Source organism: Embleya sp. AB8 (genome assembly GCF_049739465.1).
Classification (GTDB): Bacteria; Actinomycetota; Actinomycetes; order Streptomycetales; family Streptomycetaceae; genus Embleya.
Map to the genome: position 1 here is coordinate 37,281 of NZ_JBMHHY010000039.1, position 15,532 is coordinate 52,812.

14 protein-coding genes are annotated in these 15,532 nt (G+C 71.7%); 8 read left to right on the plus strand and 6 right to left on the minus strand.

The window, feature by feature from the left end; translation table 11 throughout:
• Positions 1-198: 198 nt before the first annotated feature.
• Positions 199-795, minus strand: coding sequence for an SMI1/KNR4 family protein (locus ABIA38_RS40265; RefSeq protein ID WP_424643949.1), 597 nt, complete (start codon positions 793-795; stop codon positions 199-201).
• A gap of 179 nt (positions 796-974) precedes the next feature.
• Between ABIA38_RS40265 and ABIA38_RS40270 the strand changes: the two genes are divergently transcribed.
• The 4 genes from ABIA38_RS40270 (at position 975) to ABIA38_RS40285 (ending at position 7,188) form a co-directional block, all read left to right on the plus strand.
• Positions 975-2,840, plus strand: coding sequence for an ABC transporter ATP-binding protein (locus ABIA38_RS40270; protein WP_424643950.1), 1,866 nt, complete (start codon positions 975-977; stop codon positions 2,838-2,840).
• Complete coding sequence (locus tag ABIA38_RS40275) at positions 2,837-4,597, plus strand: ABC transporter ATP-binding protein (protein ID WP_424643951.1); 1,761 nt, start codon at positions 2,837-2,839, stop codon at positions 4,595-4,597. Before ABIA38_RS40270 ends, ABIA38_RS40275 begins: the two co-directional genes overlap by 4 nt.
• Positions 4,598-4,636: 39 nt before the next feature.
• On the plus strand, positions 4,637-6,262 hold the full coding sequence (locus ABIA38_RS40280) for an MFS transporter (protein ID WP_424643952.1): 1,626 nt from the start codon (positions 4,637-4,639) through the stop codon (positions 6,260-6,262).
• Positions 6,263-6,438: 176 nt separating this feature from the next.
• Positions 6,439-7,188: an AAA family ATPase gene (locus ABIA38_RS40285; RefSeq protein WP_424643953.1), complete on the plus strand. Its 750-nt coding sequence runs from the start codon at positions 6,439-6,441 to the stop codon at positions 7,186-7,188.
• A gap of 223 nt (positions 7,189-7,411) precedes the next feature.
• On the opposite strand, the gene ABIA38_RS40290 is transcribed toward ABIA38_RS40285, so the two are convergent.
• On the minus strand, positions 7,412-8,491 hold the full coding sequence (locus tag ABIA38_RS40290; protein ID WP_424643954.1) for an enoyl-CoA hydratase/isomerase family protein: 1,080 nt from the start codon (positions 8,489-8,491) through the stop codon (positions 7,412-7,414).
• A gap of 276 nt (positions 8,492-8,767) precedes the next feature.
• On the opposite strand from ABIA38_RS40290, the gene ABIA38_RS40295 reads away from it, so the two are divergent.
• A complete protein-coding gene (locus ABIA38_RS40295; protein WP_424643955.1) occupies positions 8,768-9,628 on the plus strand; it encodes a siderophore-interacting protein in 861 nt (286 codons plus the stop codon).
• Positions 9,629-9,679: 51 nt separating this feature from the next.
• On the opposite strand, the gene ABIA38_RS40300 is transcribed toward ABIA38_RS40295, so the two are convergent.
• Complete coding sequence (locus tag ABIA38_RS40300) at positions 9,680-10,375, minus strand: MSMEG_1061 family FMN-dependent PPOX-type flavoprotein (protein ID WP_424643956.1); 696 nt, start codon at positions 10,373-10,375, stop codon at positions 9,680-9,682.
• A gap of 85 nt (positions 10,376-10,460) precedes the next feature.
• On the opposite strand from ABIA38_RS40300, the gene ABIA38_RS40305 reads away from it, so the two are divergent.
• Entirely contained in the window at positions 10,461-11,219 is a 759-nt protein-coding gene (locus ABIA38_RS40305) for a helical backbone metal receptor (RefSeq protein WP_424643957.1), read from the plus strand.
• Here the strand turns inward: ABIA38_RS40305 and ABIA38_RS40310 are convergent.
• Both ABIA38_RS40310 and ABIA38_RS40315 read right to left on the minus strand, forming a co-directional pair.
• Positions 11,209-11,643 carry a GNAT family N-acetyltransferase gene (locus tag ABIA38_RS40310; RefSeq protein ID WP_424643958.1) on the minus strand — a complete coding sequence of 145 codons (435 nt, stop codon included), beginning with the start codon at positions 11,641-11,643 and terminating at the stop codon, positions 11,209-11,211. The genes ABIA38_RS40305 and ABIA38_RS40310 overlap by 11 nt on opposite strands.
• A gap of 158 nt (positions 11,644-11,801) precedes the next feature.
• Positions 11,802-13,175 carry an alkaline phosphatase gene (locus tag ABIA38_RS40315; protein ID WP_424643959.1) on the minus strand — a complete coding sequence of 458 codons (1,374 nt, stop codon included), beginning with the start codon at positions 13,173-13,175 and terminating at the stop codon, positions 11,802-11,804.
• A 274-nt stretch (positions 13,176-13,449) separates the two neighbouring features.
• Between ABIA38_RS40315 and ABIA38_RS40320 the strand changes: the two genes are divergently transcribed.
• Positions 13,450-14,304 (plus strand): tetratricopeptide repeat protein, encoded by an 855-nt coding sequence (locus ABIA38_RS40320; protein WP_424643960.1) that lies wholly within the window; start codon positions 13,450-13,452, stop codon positions 14,302-14,304.
• 3 nt (positions 14,305-14,307) lie between these two features.
• Here ABIA38_RS40320 and ABIA38_RS40325 read toward each other — a convergent pair whose 3' ends face one another.
• A complete protein-coding gene (locus tag ABIA38_RS40325; protein WP_424643961.1) occupies positions 14,308-14,751 on the minus strand; it encodes a nuclear transport factor 2 family protein in 444 nt (147 codons plus the stop codon).
• A gap of 177 nt (positions 14,752-14,928) precedes the next feature.
• On the opposite strand from ABIA38_RS40325, the gene ABIA38_RS40330 reads away from it, so the two are divergent.
• A complete protein-coding gene (locus ABIA38_RS40330; RefSeq protein WP_424643962.1) occupies positions 14,929-15,519 on the plus strand; it encodes a TetR/AcrR family transcriptional regulator in 591 nt (196 codons plus the stop codon).
• The last annotated feature ends 13 nt before the right edge of the window (positions 15,520-15,532 follow it).

A 15,532-nucleotide genomic window follows, 5' to 3' on the forward strand; every position in this document is an offset into this window, starting at 1 on the left:
GGGGTGGACGGGCGCGGTCACCGGACGGCGGCGACGCGGAGGAGTAGTCGACCGGGCCGCGCGGGCGTTCGGTCTCCGGATCGAACAGGCGCGCCTCGACGCGCCGTTCGCCGGCCACGCGCGCCACGCGTCGGCGCAATGCGTCGGCGCGCCGCGGATTGCGCACGGCGCCCTCGAGTCGTCCTCCGGGTCTCGGGTTCAGTCCTTGGGCATGACGAGTGGGAGGCCGAGGTGGGTCCACTCGTGGCGGATCGTCCTGGGGTCGACCGCGTAGCGGTCGGCTTCCAGGTCTGCGGCGAACGTGTGTAGGAACTCGCGCAGGCCGGTGGCTTCGTAGCCGGCCGGCAGGCCCTCGTGGGACAGCTCGATGATCTGCCCGTGCCGGGCCGGGGTGGGTGGGTCCAGGTCGACGCAGATCACGTCGCCGTTGCCGATTCCGATGATCGGGATCCAGCCGGCGGACCAGGCGATGTCCCGGCGGATCAGGCCGTCTTCCGGCCATTCCTCCTCGGGCGGGTCGCCCGCGTCGGCGGCTCGCTCGCGCCAGTCGGCAACGATCTCGTCGAGCGGTCGGAGGGCGGCGTGCAGGCCGATCAGCACCGCCGGCAGGCCGTCGTGGCAGCGGTAGGAGTCCTTGACGTCCGTCGGCAGCCGCACCCCCATCGTGGCCTCCGCCGCCGCGAGTTGCGCCTCGGTGGCAGCGGGCGGCATGGCGGCCGACACCTTCGGGGCGATCCGCCCGAGCACGGTCTCGATCCGCGCCCAGATCTGCCGCATGTCGTTCGGGTCGTCCACATTGCCCCCTCGGTTGTGACGAGATCCGGAACGTAGCACAGCGGATTTCCGGTCACCTCTGGCCAAGTAAGTTAGGTAAGACTAACCTGCTTGAACATTGATCAAGAGGACTCTTGCAGCAGCCGGACGAGAGGTCGATTCGCGTGGCCATCGACAGCACTGTCGACGACAGTTCCACCGTGACGGAACTCCCGGCCGAGCGGCCGATACCACCGCCGCCCGCGCCCGCCCGATCACCCCTGGCCGAGGTGCTCCGCCCGGTTCGCACCCGGCTCGTCGTCGGTGCCGCGCTGCAGGTGGTCGGGTCGGCCGCCGGGCTCACCCCGTACCTCGCCGTCGCCGAGATCGCCCGTCGACTTCTGGCGGCCGGCACGGTCGATCGTGCCGCCGTGTGGTGGTGGGTGGTTGCCGCCGTGGTCGGGCTGCTGGTGCGAACCGGGTGTGCCGGCGTCGCCTACACCCTCTCCCACTACGCCGACGCCGACACCGGGCTGCTGGTCCGGCGGCGGATGGCAAAACGGCTGGGCCGGGTGCCGCTCGGCTGGTTCGGCGAGCGCAGTTCCGGGCGGGTCAAGCGGCTCCTGCTCGACGACGTACACGCGCTGCACCATCTGGTCGCGCACGCGTTGAACGACCTGGTCGCGGCCGCCGTCACGCCGGTGCTCGCGCTCGGCTACCTGTTCTGGGTGGACTGGCGGCCGGCGCTGTTGGCCTTCGCGCCGCTGCCGCTCTACGCGATCGCCTACACATGGATGATGCGCGACGGCGGAGCCAAGATGGCGGCCTGGAGCGGGGCACTGGATCGGCTCAACTCGGCCGTGGTCGAGTTCGTCGCCGGAATCGCCGTGGTCAAGACCTTCGGGCAGGCCCGCAAGGCGCACGATCGGTATCGGCGGGCCGGCGACGAACTGGCCGACTTCTTCGAGCGGTGGGTCGGGCCGCTGTTGCGCGTCGAGGCGCTGGCCGGACTGCTCGTCTCACCGCCCGTATTGCTGCTTGTCGCGCTCGGCGGCGGGACCTGGTTCGTCGGCGCGGGCTGGACCGACCCCGTCGACGTACTCCCGTTCCTGATGCTCGCCGTGGGCCTCGGCGCGCCGGTGACCACGCTCGGCTTCGGCGCCCAGGCGCTGCGCCAGGCCCGGGAGGCCGCCGGCCGGATCGGCGAACTGCTCGCCGCGCCGGTGCTCGAAGCCCCGGCCGAGCCGCGCCTGCCGGTCGGATCGACCGTCGTGTTCAGCGACGTGCACTTCTCCTACGACGGGACACACCCCGTGCTGGCCGGTGTCGATCTCGTGCTCGAGCCGGGCACCGTGACCGCCCTGGTCGGCCCCTCCGGCTCCGGAAAGACCACGCTGGCCCGGCTGTTGCCTAGGTTCTGGGACGCCGATCGGGGCAGCGTACGGATCGGCGGCGTGGATGTGCGCGACCTCGCCGACCGCGACCTCTACCGGCACGTCGGCTTCGTCTTCCAGGAGACCCGACTGCTGCGCACCACCGTCCGGGACAACATCGCGCTGGCCCGCCCCGAGGCGACCGATGCCGAGGTCGAGGCCGCCGCGCGGGCCGCGCAGGTACACGGGCGGATCGGGCAACTCCCGCGCGGCTACGCCTCGGTGGTACACGAGGACGCCCACCTCTCCGGCGGCGAGGCGCAGCGGATCGCGATCGCCCGGGCGATCCTGGCCGACACACCCGTACTGGTCCTGGACGAGGCCACCGCGTTCGCCGATCCCGAGTCGGAGGCGGCCGTCCAGGACGCGCTGTCCGAACTGGTGGTCGGCCGCACGCTGCTGGTCATCGCCCACCGGCTGCACACGATCACCCACGTGGACCGGATCGCCGTACTCGAAGCCGGCCGCATCGTCGAATCCGGACGCCACACCGAACTCCTCGCCGCCGACGGCCGCTACGCCCGCCTGTGGCACGCCCAACTCGGGGACGAAGCCCCGACCCGCCTGCGCGACGAGGCCCGCCTGCGCGACGCAGCCCGACTCCCCGACGAAGGCGACCAAGCCCGCACCGACCGCCAGGAGCACACCCGATGATTCGTCAGCTCCTCCGCATCGTCGCCCCACAGGACCTCGGCCGCTTCCGCCGCTACCTGGCGATCCTCACCCTCTACGGCGTGCTCCAAGGCGTCGGCGTGGTCCTGATCGTCCCGGTCCTGCGCCCACTCCTGCGCGGTGACACCGACGCCGCGCACCCGTGGTTGGCCGTGCTCGCCGGTGTGTCCCTCCTCGCCTGCGTCGCCTACTACGCGCAGGCCATGCTCGGCTTCACCAGCGCCCTCGCCCTCCTGCGCGGTCTGCACCACCGGGTCGGCGACCATGTGTCGGCGCTGCCGCTGGGCTGGTTCTCCGCCGATCGGGTCGGCCGGCTGGCGCAGTCCACGTCGCAGGGCACGGTGATGATCACCGGCGTACCGGCCCATCTCCTGCAACCACTGGTCACCGCCGTGGTCACGCCGATCACGGTCGCCGTCGGCATGGCCTGCTTCGATTGGCGCCTCGCCCTGGCCACCATCGTGGCGGCCCCACTGCTCGCCCTGGTCTACCGCTGGGCCAACACGCTGATCGCCCGTACCACCCACGCCGTGGACGCGGCGGCGGTCGAATCCTCCGGTCGGGTGGTCGAGTTCGCCGACGCGCAACCCGTCCTGCGGGCGTTCGGCCGGACCGCCGAGGGCCATCGGCTGCTGGACGATTCGCTGCTCGCGCAGCGCCGCGCGGCGGTCCGCCTGGTCCGCAGCAGCGTGCCCGGCTCGGCCGGCTTCGCGCTCGCCGTCCAGGCCGCCTTCACGGTGATCGTCGTGGTGGGCGTGACCCTCGCGCTGAACGGCGACGTGGCCGTCCCCGAGCTGATCGCACTGCTCGTCCTGGCCACCCGCTTCACCGGCCCGCTGATCGAAGTCGCCGACCTCGGTGCGGCATTGCGGCTGGCCGCGCACGACATCGACCAAATCGACGAGCTGCTCGCGGTGGCGCCGCTGCCCGAACCGGCCGCGCCCAAGGCACTCGCCGATCCCACAGCCGGTACCGAAATCTCCTTCGAACACGTGGACTTCGGCTACCGAAGCGACCGACCCGTGTTGCGCGACGTGTCGTTCACCGTGCCGCCCCGGACGATGACCGCGCTGGTCGGCCCGTCCGGTTCGGGCAAGACCACGATCACCCGGCTGATCGCCCGCTTCTGGGACGTGGACGGCGGCTGCGTCAAGGTCGGCGGCGTGGACGTACGGGAGTTGGCCACGGCGGAGTTGATGGGCCGACTGTCCCTGGTGTTCCAGGACGTGTACCTCTTCGACGACACGATCGAGGCGAACATCCGGGTCGGCCGTCCCGACGCGACCGACGCGGAGGTCCGGCACGCGGCCCGGCTCGCCCGGGTCGACGAGATCGTCGCCCGGCTGCCCGCCGGTTGGCAGACCCGGGTCGGCGAGCGCGGCGCGGCGCTGTCCGGCGGCGAGCGGCAACGGGTCTCCATCGCCCGGGCGTTGCTCAAGGACGCGCCGGTGGTGCTGCTCGACGAGGCGACCGCCGCGCTCGACCCGGAGAACGAGGCGGTGGTCCAGGACGCGCTGCGCGCACTGGCCGCCGACCGCACGCTGATCGTGATCGCACACCGGCTGCAGACGGTGATCGCCGCCGATCGTATCGTGGTGCTCGACGAGGGCCGCGTGGTCCAGACCGGTACACACGCGGAGTTGGCCGGGCGACCCGGGCGTTACGCCGATTTCCGCGCGGAACGCGAGCGCGCCCTGGGATGGCGCATCGCTGCGCAATCGATCGGGCACACTGAGTAGTAGGCAGTCCATCCCCGACGTTTGAGGTTCTCCGTCATCATGGCCCAGCCCGCATCCCCCACCCCGTCCACCTCCGACGAAGACGCATCCACCCCCGCAGTGCCCCCGGACGTCGTCGACGCGCGCCGCTGGCCGGCCGTACTGGTCAGCGGCGCCGGCATCCTGATGACCCTCGACGTGACCATCGTCAACGTCGCGCTCCCGGACATCGCGGACGACCTCGGCGCCCGTCTGGGCGGCCTGCAATGGGTGGTCAGCGCCTACACGTTGGCCTTCGCCGCACTGCTTCTCGCAGCCGGTTCGGTCTCCGACCGAATCGGCCGGCGGCGCGTGTTCGGCGCGGGCGTCGCGCTGTTCACCGTCGCCTCCGCCGCCTGCGCCTTCGCCCCCAACGTCGGCACGCTGATCACCTTCCGGGGTGTACAGGGCGTCGGCGCGGCGATGGTGATGGCCACCTCGCTCGCCCTGCTCGCGGCCGTCTACACCGGCCGGGCCCGACAGACCGCGATCGGCGTCTACTCCGGGATCAGCGGCGCCGCCGCGGCCCTCGGGCCACTGGTCGGCGGCGCACTGGTGGACGGCCTCGGCTGGCGCTGGATCTTCCTGATCAACCTCCCGGTGGGCATCCTGGTGGTGCTCGGCACCTGGCGGAAACTGCCCGACGACGCCACCACTGCGGCCGGCCGCGGCCGACTCGACCTGGCGGGCGTACTGCTGGCCATCGGCGGCCTGTTCGCGCTCAACTACGCGGTGATCAAGGGGCCGGAGGAAGGTTGGACGACGACGCCCGTGCTGGCCACACTGTCCGGCGGCGCATTACTCGTGGCCGCGTTCGTCGCCGTGGAAATCGCCCGGCCGGCCATCGCGCTGTTGGATCTGCGGCTGTTCCGGATCCCGTCCTTCACCGGCGCGATCCTGGCCAGTCTGTTCGCCCGGATCACCTCGTTCGGGCTACTGCCGTTCCTGATCCTGTGGTTGCAGGGCATGCTCGGCAACACGCCGTTCCAGACCGGCGTGAAGATGCTCGTGCTGACCGTGCCGATCCTGCTGATCGCGCCGCTGAGCGGGCTGGTGTTGCGGGTATTGACGCCGGGTCAGGCGATCGGGCTCGGCTTCGCGGTGGCCGGAGTCGGGGCGTTGACCATGATCCGGGTGGACGCGGACAGTTCGTGGACGGTGATGTTGCCCGGCTTCGTACTGATGGGCATCGCGGGCGGGTTGAGCTTCCCGCCGCTGATGGGCGTCGCGGTGGGCGTGGTACCGACCGAGCGGGCCGGGATGGCGTCCGGGGCCACCAACATGTTCTTCCCACTGGGCACTTCGATCGGGGTGGCCGCCTGCGGCGCGCTGCTGACCACGCGGGTCGGGGACGATCTGGGCGGGGACGTACTGGTTCGCGGCGGCGTGCCGCAGGGAGCCGTCGAGCAGGTCCGGGACGGCGTGGTCTCCGGGCGGTTCGAGCCGCTGGTCCACCATCCGGCCGCGCTGCGCAGCGCGCACGAGGCGTTCACGGCGGGCCTGTCCCAGGTGTGCCTGCTGATGGCGGTGGTGAGCTTCGCGGCGGCGGTGTCGTGTACCTGGCTGATTCGCGACCGCGACCGGCTCGAGGCACCGGAGGAGGTGCCGGAGGAGGTGCCGGACACGGCGGAACCGGCTTCCCCGTAGGCGCCGCACGCGTCCCGATCGACTCCCCCATCGACTCCCCCGAGGACCCGAACTCGCGGGTCGGCGTGCCCCGCTCGTCACCCACCACAGGCGATCGACGATGATTATCGTTGGCGGCCCCGGCTGCTCCGCAGGCGCGCGACCTGTGAGGATGGCCGCTTGTGGGGGAGACGACAGTGGGCGACGCACACAGACCGGACCGGATCGACGCCGGGCGGTACGACCTGCCGCTGCGCCCGCGCGGCCTGGTGGATCTGCGCGGGCAGGCGCGCGGGCCGGCCGTACTGAGCTATCCGGACGGCGCCGTCGTGGTGGTGTCCGGGCTGCCCGGGAGCGGGAAGAGCACGCTGCTGCGCCGCTGGTCGCGGTCGGCGACGGTGATCGATCCGCGTACGGCGCATGTCGAGTACCAGGACCGGATGCCCGAGTGGCTGCCGTACGCGGTGTACCGCCCGTGGGTACGCCTACAGCACCTGCGCCGGTTGCGCGCGCGGGTGCGTGGCGGCGGCGGACCGGTGCTGGTGCACGACTGCGGCAGCCGCCCGTGGCTGCGGCGTTGGCTGGCCCGAACCGCCGACCGGCAACACCGCGAGGTGCACCTGATCCTGCTCGCGGTGGATCCGGTCGTCGCCCTGGAGGGCCAGGACCAGCGTGGTCGCCGGGTCCCGGGGAAGGTCTTCGACCGACACCGGCGCAAACTGGCCGAGTTGTTGTCCGCACTGTCGGTACGGGGCGCCGAGGTCGCCCCGGAGGCCGCCTCCATCGTGCTGCTGGACCGCACCCTGCGCGAACACGTACTCGCCCTGGACTTCGGTCCGACACACCTCGCCGAGCCCCCCGCCGCCGAACTGCCCGCCATCGAACTGCCCGCGCCCGCACACCCGATCGCCGAGCGCACCCCGGCAGCCCCGGAACCGGCGCCGTAGGGCGAGGCCCGCGCATCCGCGCGCAGGTGGCGCCATCGGGGCCGCTGTTCGGCTATCGGGCGACGACGTGCCCGACGCCAACTCCCGGACACCGGGCGGCGCGCGGAACGCCGCGACGTCGGCCGCGTCGCGATCCCACCGACCCGGCACCGATCGCGCCACCCGCGCACCCGCGCCCTCGCACCCCCGCGCCGCTCGGGTCGCCGACCGACGCGCCCGGCCCTCAGCCCGCCGTCCTCCCCAACCCCAACTCCCGTTCGCCCAGCGGCGCGAAGAACGCCTCGACGTCCGCCGGGGTGACCTCCGGCAAAGTTGCCGGGGACCAACGCGGGTTGCGGTCCTTGTCGACCACCTGGGCCCGGACGCCCTCGGCCAGGTCGGGCGTGCTCAACATCGCGCAGGAGACCCGGTATTCCTGGTCCAGCACCGACCCCAGCGAGTGCAACTCCCGCGCCCGACGCATCGCCGCCAGGGTCACCTTCAACGCCGTCGGCGACTTGGCCGCGATCAGCTCGGCGGCCTCCTTCGCGGCCGGCTCGCCGCTGCCGAGCAGGCGGTCGAGGATCTCCTCGACCGTGTCCGCCGCGTAGCACGCGTCGATCCAGCCACGCTGCTCGGCCGGTTCGCCCGCCGGCGCGGGTTCGGCGAAGCGGGCCAGGACGCCGGCCGGGGCCGCGTCGGCCAGTGCGGCCGACAGCGCGGGCAGCCGGTGCGTCGGCACGAAGTGGTCGGCGAGCCCGCACTCGATCGTGTCGGCGGCGCCGATCGTGGTGGCGGTCAGGGCCAGGTGGGTGCCCAGTTCGCCGGGCGCGCGGGAGAGCAGGTAGGTGCCGCCGACGTCGGGGACGAAGCCGATCCCGGTCTCCGGCATCGCCACCCGCGAGCGCTCGGTGACGATCCGCACGTCGCCGTGCGCGGAGATCCCGACGCCGCCGCCCATCACCACGCCGTCCATGATCGCGATGTACGGCTTCGGATAGGCCGCGATCCGCGCGTTGAGCAGATACTCGTCGCGCCAGAAGTCGTACGAAACGTGTCCCCCGGCGAGCGCGTCCGCACGGATCGCCCGGATGTCGCCGCCCGCGCACAACCCGCGCTCACCCGCGCCGGTGACCAGCACGGCCGCGACCGTGTCGTCCGCCGCCCACTCGGCGAGTGTGGCGTCGATCCGGCGCACCATCGCATGGTCGAGCGCATTGATCGCCCGCGGCCGGTTCAGCGTGATCCGGCCGAGCCGACCGCCCGGGCCGACCCGGGCCGTCAACACGGTGTCCTCGTACGGTTCCTGCGCCTGCCACGTCATGTTCCTGGTCGTTCCCTTCGAGTTCCGCGAACCGAGCCGAGCCGAGCCGAGGCAACCCGACGACCGCGCCACGACGACCCCCGGATGATCTCCCCTGGCACCGTACCCGCCCCCCACGGCGGCCCCGAACGCGCACCCTTCCGTCACCGGGCCCCGAAATTTCCTCGCCCATCGGCCTTGACAATTCCGCGAAATTTTTTGCTAAACCTGCCCAAGCCGGGTCACCCGACCTGCCGCGAATCAGCTCTTTCATTTCTTTCGTTGGGATTTGTCACCATGGCGCAATCGCCGCTCGTTGCCTACCTCCGAGTCGTCGACACCACCCGGATCACCCCGCGCATGGTCCGCGTGACCTTCACCGGAGCGGGGCTCGACGACTTCCCCACCTGGCCCGACCAGCAGCTCAAGCTGTGCTTCCCGCGCCCGGGACAACGCGAGCCGCTGCTGCCGCGCGAAGACCCGGACGACCTGCACCGCTGGTACGGGGCGTTCCTGGCCATCCCGGAGGCCGAGCGCCCTTGGCTGCGCAGCTACACGGTCCGCGCCCACCACCCCGAACGCGCCGCGATCGACGTGGACTTCGTCCTACACGGGGACGCCGATGCCGACCCGGGGCCGGCCACCCGCTGGGCGGCGTCGGCCCGGCCCGGCGACGTGCTCGCCCGCTACGGCCCCTCGGCGAGCTACGCCCGGCCGCTCGGCGTCGCCGACACCCACCTGCTGGCCGGCGACGCGACCGCGCTGCCCGCCATCGGCTCGATCCTGGCGGCGCTGCCCGAGCACGCCCGGGCGCTCGTGTACGCCGAGGTGGCCGACGCGGCCGAGGAGCAACACTTCGCCACCAGGGCCCGGGCCACCGTGCACTGGCTGCATCGCGGCGACGTCCCGCCCGGGCACGGCGACCTGCTGCTCGACGCGGTCCGGGCGGCCCGACTGCCGGCCGGTTCGGTCCGGGCCTGGCTGGCCGGCGAGGCCGGGACGGTCCGGGCGCTGCGTCGGCACCTGGTGGACGAGCGCGGGTTGGCCAAGGGGGCGATCGATTTCGCCGGCTACTGGCGACTGCGGCTGACCCAGGACGACGCGCCCACCGCCGAGGACCTGGCCGAGGCGCGGGAACGGGCGGCGGAGGCGTCCTGATCAACCGGCGGGCGCAGGCGGGTCCGACCTCCCCCGCCCTCGCGTATCGGCTTACTCGTAGCGGTACTTGAGCGATTCCACCTCCGCCCGTCGGACGTCCTCGAGGGTCAGTCCGGGCGTCCGCAACTGGGCCAGCGTCACCTCGGCGGAACTCGGCTGCGCGTCGGCCGCCAGCCACTCCTCGGGCTTCCACGCGGAACTGCGCAACAACGACTTGGGGCAGTGCGGGTAGACCTCGTCCAGCTCCACCACCAGGGCGGTCGCCGGCGGCTTGCCCACGGCAGTCAGCCGGCCCAACAACTCGGGCCGCGCGGAGATACAGGCCCGCCCGTTGGCGCGCAGCGTCGTGTTGCGTCCGGGGATGATGAACAGCAGCCCGACCCGGCCGGTCGCCAGGACGTTGTGCATCGTGTCCAGGCGCCGGTTGCCGGTCGCGTCGGGGATCGCCAGGGTGCGCGGGTCCAGCACGCTGACGAACCCGGCGGGCCCGCCGCGCGGGGTCACATCGCAGCGGCCCTCGGCATCCGCGCTGGCCACGAAGACCAGTGACGCGCAGGCCACCAGGGCCCGGGCCTGCTCGGTGAGATGGTCCAGGTCCTTGCCGGCCGCCGCCGCGCCGGGTTGCTCGTACAGCTCGCGCAGGCGTGCGACGTCGGATATCGCGTCGGCGCGCAACGCGTCGAACAAACTCGTGCCGGTGCTGCCTTCGGTACCGGTCGCGGGGTCGAACTCGATGCCAGTGGTCATGCCGCCACACTAGAAGATCGTCCGATCATGCGATCGGGCGATCGCGCGCTCGGGTCCGGTGCGGGTGGCGGCGTAGGGTCGGGGCATGCGCGACGATCTCGGCTCGACCGTGCCCGTACCGGCGGACGTTCGGCGGGTGGTGTCCCTCGTCCCCTCGCTCACCGAGGCGGTCGCGGTGAGCGCACCCGGGCTGCTGGTCGGCGCCACCGACTGGTGTACACATCCCGCCGATCTGGACGTGGTGCGGATCCGCGGTACCAAGAATCCCGACCTGGCGGCGATCCGCGCACTCGCCCCGGACCTGGTCCTGGCCAACGAGGAGGAGAACCGCGCGGCCGACCTGGCCGCGTTGCGGGCCGCCGGAATCGCGGTGTGGGTCACCCGGGTTCGCGGCCTGGACGAGGCGTTCGCGGCACTGGAACGGATGCTTGTGCTCGGCTGCCGACTGCCCGTGCCGACCTGGCTCGACCGCTGCCGGACCGCCTGGGCCGCGCTGCCGGCGGCGGCACCGCGGCGGGCGATCATCCCGGTGTGGCGGCGGCCGTGGATGGTCGCGGGCCGGGACACCTTCGCCGCCGACGCACTGACCCGCTTCGGCGTCGAGAACGTCTTCGCCGGTCACGCCGAACGCTGGCCCAGGATCTCGCTCGACGAACTCCGGGCCGCCGAAGCGGACTTGGTGGTGCTCCCGGACGAGCCCTACCGGTTCACCGCGACGGACGGCCCGGAGGCGTTCCCGCACCTCCCGGCCGCCCTGGTCAGTGGCCGGCATCTGACCTGGTACGGGCCGTCGTTGGCAGCGGCCCCCGAAGTCCTGGCCGGGCAGCTCGCGATCAGAGGTTGATCTGATACAGGATGAATCCGCGATTCACCGCCACCTTGTCGTAGAGCAGTCGGGCGGTGGTGTTGGTCTCGTGGGTGGACCAGTAGACCCGGAAACACTCGCGTTCGCGGGCCCATTCGGTCACGCCGGCGATCAACGCGCGGGCCACGCCCTTGCCGCGCGCCTCCGGTGCGGTGAACAGGTCCTGGAGGTAGCAGACATCGTCCGTCGTGGTGCTGGCGTGCACCAGGAAGTGGGTGATGCCGACCAGTTTCCCGTCCACCCGCGCGCCCAGCGCATGCATCCGGGTGTCGTCCTGGAACGCGTCCCAGGCCCGGTCGAACCACTCGGGGGCGAGCGTGCGTTCGTAGAAGGTGTTGTAGCCCTCGAACAGCACCTGCCAGTCCGCCCGGTCCGCCGGGGTCAGCTTGCCGATCTCGACCATGTGCCACCGTCCTTCGAGGATGTCGAGGATGTCGAGGATTCGAAAAGCGAACCCTATCCCAGCGCCCCCGGGCACTTCCCGCAGCCCGAACGCACCGCGGCCCGCAGGCGAGAAGCCTGCGGGCCGCGGGTATCAGCGGGTGGTGCTGCCGGCGCGGGTCAGCGCAGCCGCAGCGCCGCACGGAACGTGTTGAACAGTTCCGTCTGGTCGGTCACGCCGAGCACGCGGTAGGCCTGCGGGCCCGATGCCGCGATGCGCACCTCGGTGCCGGTGTGCTCCTGCGACTTGCCGGGGGTGTTGGTCGAGTAGTTGACCTTGAGCTGCACACCCTCGTTGGTGATCAGGGTCGAGGACAGGCCCGGAGGGGCGGCGTCCAGCGGCACGATCTGGCTGGTGTGGCCGTGGTCCGCGGTGGTCACCACGAGCGTGTCGGGGTGCTTGGCCGCGTAGTCGCGGGCGAACTTGACCGCCTGGTCGAAGGCGACCGTCTCACCGATCTGGCCGCACGGGTCGGCCGCGTGGTCCTGCTTGTCGATCGAGGCGCCCTCGACCTGGAGGAAGAAGCCCTTGTTGCGGTCGTGGCCGCGGTTGGACTGCTGCTTGGCCTCGAGCAGTTCGATCGCCTTGGCGGTCTCCTGCACCAGGGTCGGCGTGCTGCCCGGGCGGTTCGGGTTGGACGTGACGCAGCGCTGCGGGTCGGTGCCGCCGACGGCCGCGTTCTTGCCCGTCCACTCGACCGGGATGTTGACCGGCGCAAACAGGCCGAGGACCGGCTTGCCGGCCCTGGCCGCCTTGAGCGAGTCGGCGTCGGTGGCGAGCTGGTAACCCGCCTCCTGGGCCTGCTGGAGCACCGTCTTGCCGGCGTACGGACCCTGCGTGATGGTCTGGTCGAAGCGGGCCTTGCCGCCGCCCATCAGCACGTCGAACTTCTTCGAGACGCTCTGCTCGGCGATCGAGCCGGGGCCACCCGCGGCGATCGTGTCGACCGGGCACTTGGCCATGTCGGACGGGCCCTGGCAGCTGCGGTCCGTGACGTGCGACTGGAGCACCGCCGGGGTGGCGTCGGTCAGCTCGGACGTGGTGATGCTGCCCGTGGCGTAACCGTTCTTCTGGGCCAGCTCCAGGATCGTCGGCACCGCCTTGTTGGTGTCCGGGGTCTTGGAGATGCGCCCGTTGACCGTCTTCTGCCCGGTCGCCCAGCCGGTGCCGCTCGCCGCCGAGTCGGTGACGTAGTCCGGACGCTTGTCCTTGTCCACGGCGTATGTCGTGTACGCACCGGTGAGCGGGAAGCCGTCCATGTTCAGCCGACCGGCCGCACCGACCGAGTAGTTCCGGGCCAGGGTGATCTCGGAGTCACCCATGCCGTCACCGAGCAGCATGATGACGTTCTTGGCCTGGCCGTCCTTGATCGCGTGCCGGGCTTGATCCGCCTGACCGAACGCCGACGCCGCGCTGGGGACGGCGACACCGGCGGCCAATACGACGGCCGCACCCCACGCGAGATGACGACGGGACAAACGCAGATCCGGCATTTTTCCTCCTTCGAGGTCGACGCGTTGCCGACGCCCCAGAGCCAATCAGGCCGCTGGGAACCACGGGGCGACCAACAGATGACGTGTCGTGTACGACCGCGTGTCTGTTCGCATCGCCCCGGAGTGTCCGAAGAAGTCACCCGGCGTCCCGAGCACCCGGCAAACGCACGGCACATCCGGAAGGTGCCCGCCGGGCGTGAACCCACTGTCGGCGGCGGCCGGCACGCTTCGCGCCGAGGGCGTCGACGTACGATGGCCAAGAGGGAGCGCGTGGATGACTCGCCGGACGAATGCCCTGGTCAAACAGGCACAGCAGGCGTGGGACGCACATGATTGGGTGCGTGCCGGGAGGCTCTACGAGTCGTTGTTGGCGGCCGAGCCCGAGCATGCGCTTTCCGGGCAGTGGGCGTTCGACGCGGCGTTGGCGTACAAGTTCGAGCGGGACTGGGCCAAGGCGTTCGCGGTTGGGCGGGAGGCCGCGGCGCGGGCGTCGGGTGCCGGGGATCCGGCGTATTGGAACCTGGGCATCGCGGCCACCGTGCTCGGCGAATGGGCGGTGGCGCGCGCGGCCTGGCAGGCGTACGGGATCGAGATCGAGCCGGGCACCGGGGAGATCGAGCAGGACTTCGGGCCGACGTGTGTGCGGTTGTCCGGGCCCGACGGCCAGGAGGTGGTCTGGGCCCGGCGGATCTGCCCGACCCGCGCGGTGGTGCTGAACGTACCGCTGACCTCGGCCCGCCGGTTCGGCGACATCGTGCTGCACGACGGTGCGCCCAATGGCGAGCGGGTGGTGGCTGGGCGCAGCTATCCGGTATTCGACGAGATCCTGGTGTGGCGCGCGTCGGGGATGCCGACCTGGACGGCCGAGGTGACCGCGCCGGCGCCGGCCGACGTCGAGGCGCTGAGCGAGTCCTTCGCCGCGCACGATTTCGCCCTGGAGCCGACGGCCGGCATCCGGATGTTGTGCGCGTGCTGCAGCGAGGGGCGCGTCGAGCACGAACGCACGAGCGGGCACGGGGTGGGGATCGGGGTACGGATCGCCGCGCCCGAGGCCGATGCGGTGGCGCTGCTGACCGCCTGGGCCGGGGGCGAGGAGGCCCGATCCTGGTCGGGACTGGCCGCGGTCTGAGGCTCAGTCGGTAGCCGAACCCGCAGGACCCGCCAGGCTCAGTCGGCCCATGGCCAGACCGACGCCGAGGGCATCCATGTAGTCGCGGGTCAGCACGATCCGTCCGGTGCGCACGCGCAACACCAGCAGGCCGGGGACGTCGAACGGGCGGCCGTCCGCGCCCACCGCGCCGATCGCCACGTGCTCCGCGATCAGTACCTCGGGGTCGGTCGTGTCGTGTACCGCCACCTGTTCGATCCGGTGGACGCGGGTCGGGGACGCGCCCCAGATCGCGGCGTAGCCGGCGCGGATCCGCTCGCGGCCGACGTAGCGGTCGGGGAAGCCGGGTGAGGTGAACGGGAACTCGTGTACGCCGTCGGCCGCGTAGAGGTCGGCGAGGTCGTCGGCGGACTTGTCGAGCATGGCCCGGTGGTAGCGGGTCAGTACTTCGCGGGGGGAAGTGGTCATGGCCGGTCCATTCGTTCGACTCTGCTCGGTTCTGCTCTGTTCTGCCTGGCACAGCTCTGTTCCGCTAGATTTCGCTCGGTTTCGCTCGGTTTCGCTCGATGGCTTTGCTCAACGGGCGTTGAGTGAGCACGATAGGCGCTCCGCTCGCGTTCGGTCAACGGTTGTAGAGTCGGTGTCGTGACCGCCGCCGTGCCCTCGTCCCGCGCCGAACGCCGCCGTGCCACGGAGCGTCGAATCATCGACTGCGCACGGGAGTTGTTCGCCGAACGCGGCTACGATCGGACCACCATCCGGGCCGTCGCGGCGGCGGCGGGTGTCGATCCGTCGCTGGTCATGCAGTACTTCGGCACCAAGCGTGACCTGTTCACCTGCGCCGCGAGGGTGTCCGTGGACTCGCTGTCCGCCGCGTCTCCCGAGCAGGTTGCCGAGCAACTCCTGGCCACGCTCGGCATGAAGCTCGACGGGTCCGCCGAATCCGTGCTGGTGATGCTGCGTTCGATGCTCACCAGCCCGGAGGCCGCCGAGCACGCCCGGGACACCCTCGGCGGGCAGATCCGGGATATCGCCGGGGCACTGCCCGGGACCGCCGCGAACGCCGAACTGCGCGCCGCGCTGATGCTCACGACGATGATCGGGGTGACCATCGGCAGCCGGTTGCTCGAGCTGGCCGCGCTGCGGGAGGTGCCGCCGGACACGATCGCCGACGCATTGCGGCCGGCGCTGCGGGCGCTGGGCGAGGCGCCGCCGGGGTGGTCTCCGGGGCGGTGATTTTCGGCCGGCG

Coding starts and splice junctions, on each gene's coding strand:
- ABIA38_RS40280 (WP_424643952.1), top strand. CDS start 4,637: ATGGCCCAGCCCGCATCCCCCACCCCGTCCACCTCCGACGAAGACGCA.
- ABIA38_RS40290 (WP_424643954.1), bottom strand. CDS start 8,491: ATGACGTGGCAGGCGCAGGAACCGTACGAGGACACCGTGTTGACGGCC.
- ABIA38_RS40310 (WP_424643958.1), bottom strand. CDS start 11,643: ATGGTCGAGATCGGCAAGCTGACCCCGGCGGACCGGGCGGACTGGCAG.
- ABIA38_RS40295 (WP_424643955.1), top strand. CDS start 8,768: ATGGCGCAATCGCCGCTCGTTGCCTACCTCCGAGTCGTCGACACCACC.
- ABIA38_RS40300 (WP_424643956.1), bottom strand. CDS start 10,375: ATGACCACTGGCATCGAGTTCGACCCCGCGACCGGTACCGAAGGCAGC.
- ABIA38_RS40305 (WP_424643957.1), top strand. CDS start 10,461: ATGCGCGACGATCTCGGCTCGACCGTGCCCGTACCGGCGGACGTTCGG.
- ABIA38_RS40275 (WP_424643951.1), top strand. CDS start 2,837: ATGATTCGTCAGCTCCTCCGCATCGTCGCCCCACAGGACCTCGGCCGC.
- ABIA38_RS40320 (WP_424643960.1), top strand. CDS start 13,450: ATGACTCGCCGGACGAATGCCCTGGTCAAACAGGCACAGCAGGCGTGG.
- ABIA38_RS40325 (WP_424643961.1), bottom strand. CDS start 14,751: ATGACCACTTCCCCCCGCGAAGTACTGACCCGCTACCACCGGGCCATG.
- ABIA38_RS40315 (WP_424643959.1), bottom strand. CDS start 13,175: ATGCCGGATCTGCGTTTGTCCCGTCGTCATCTCGCGTGGGGTGCGGCC.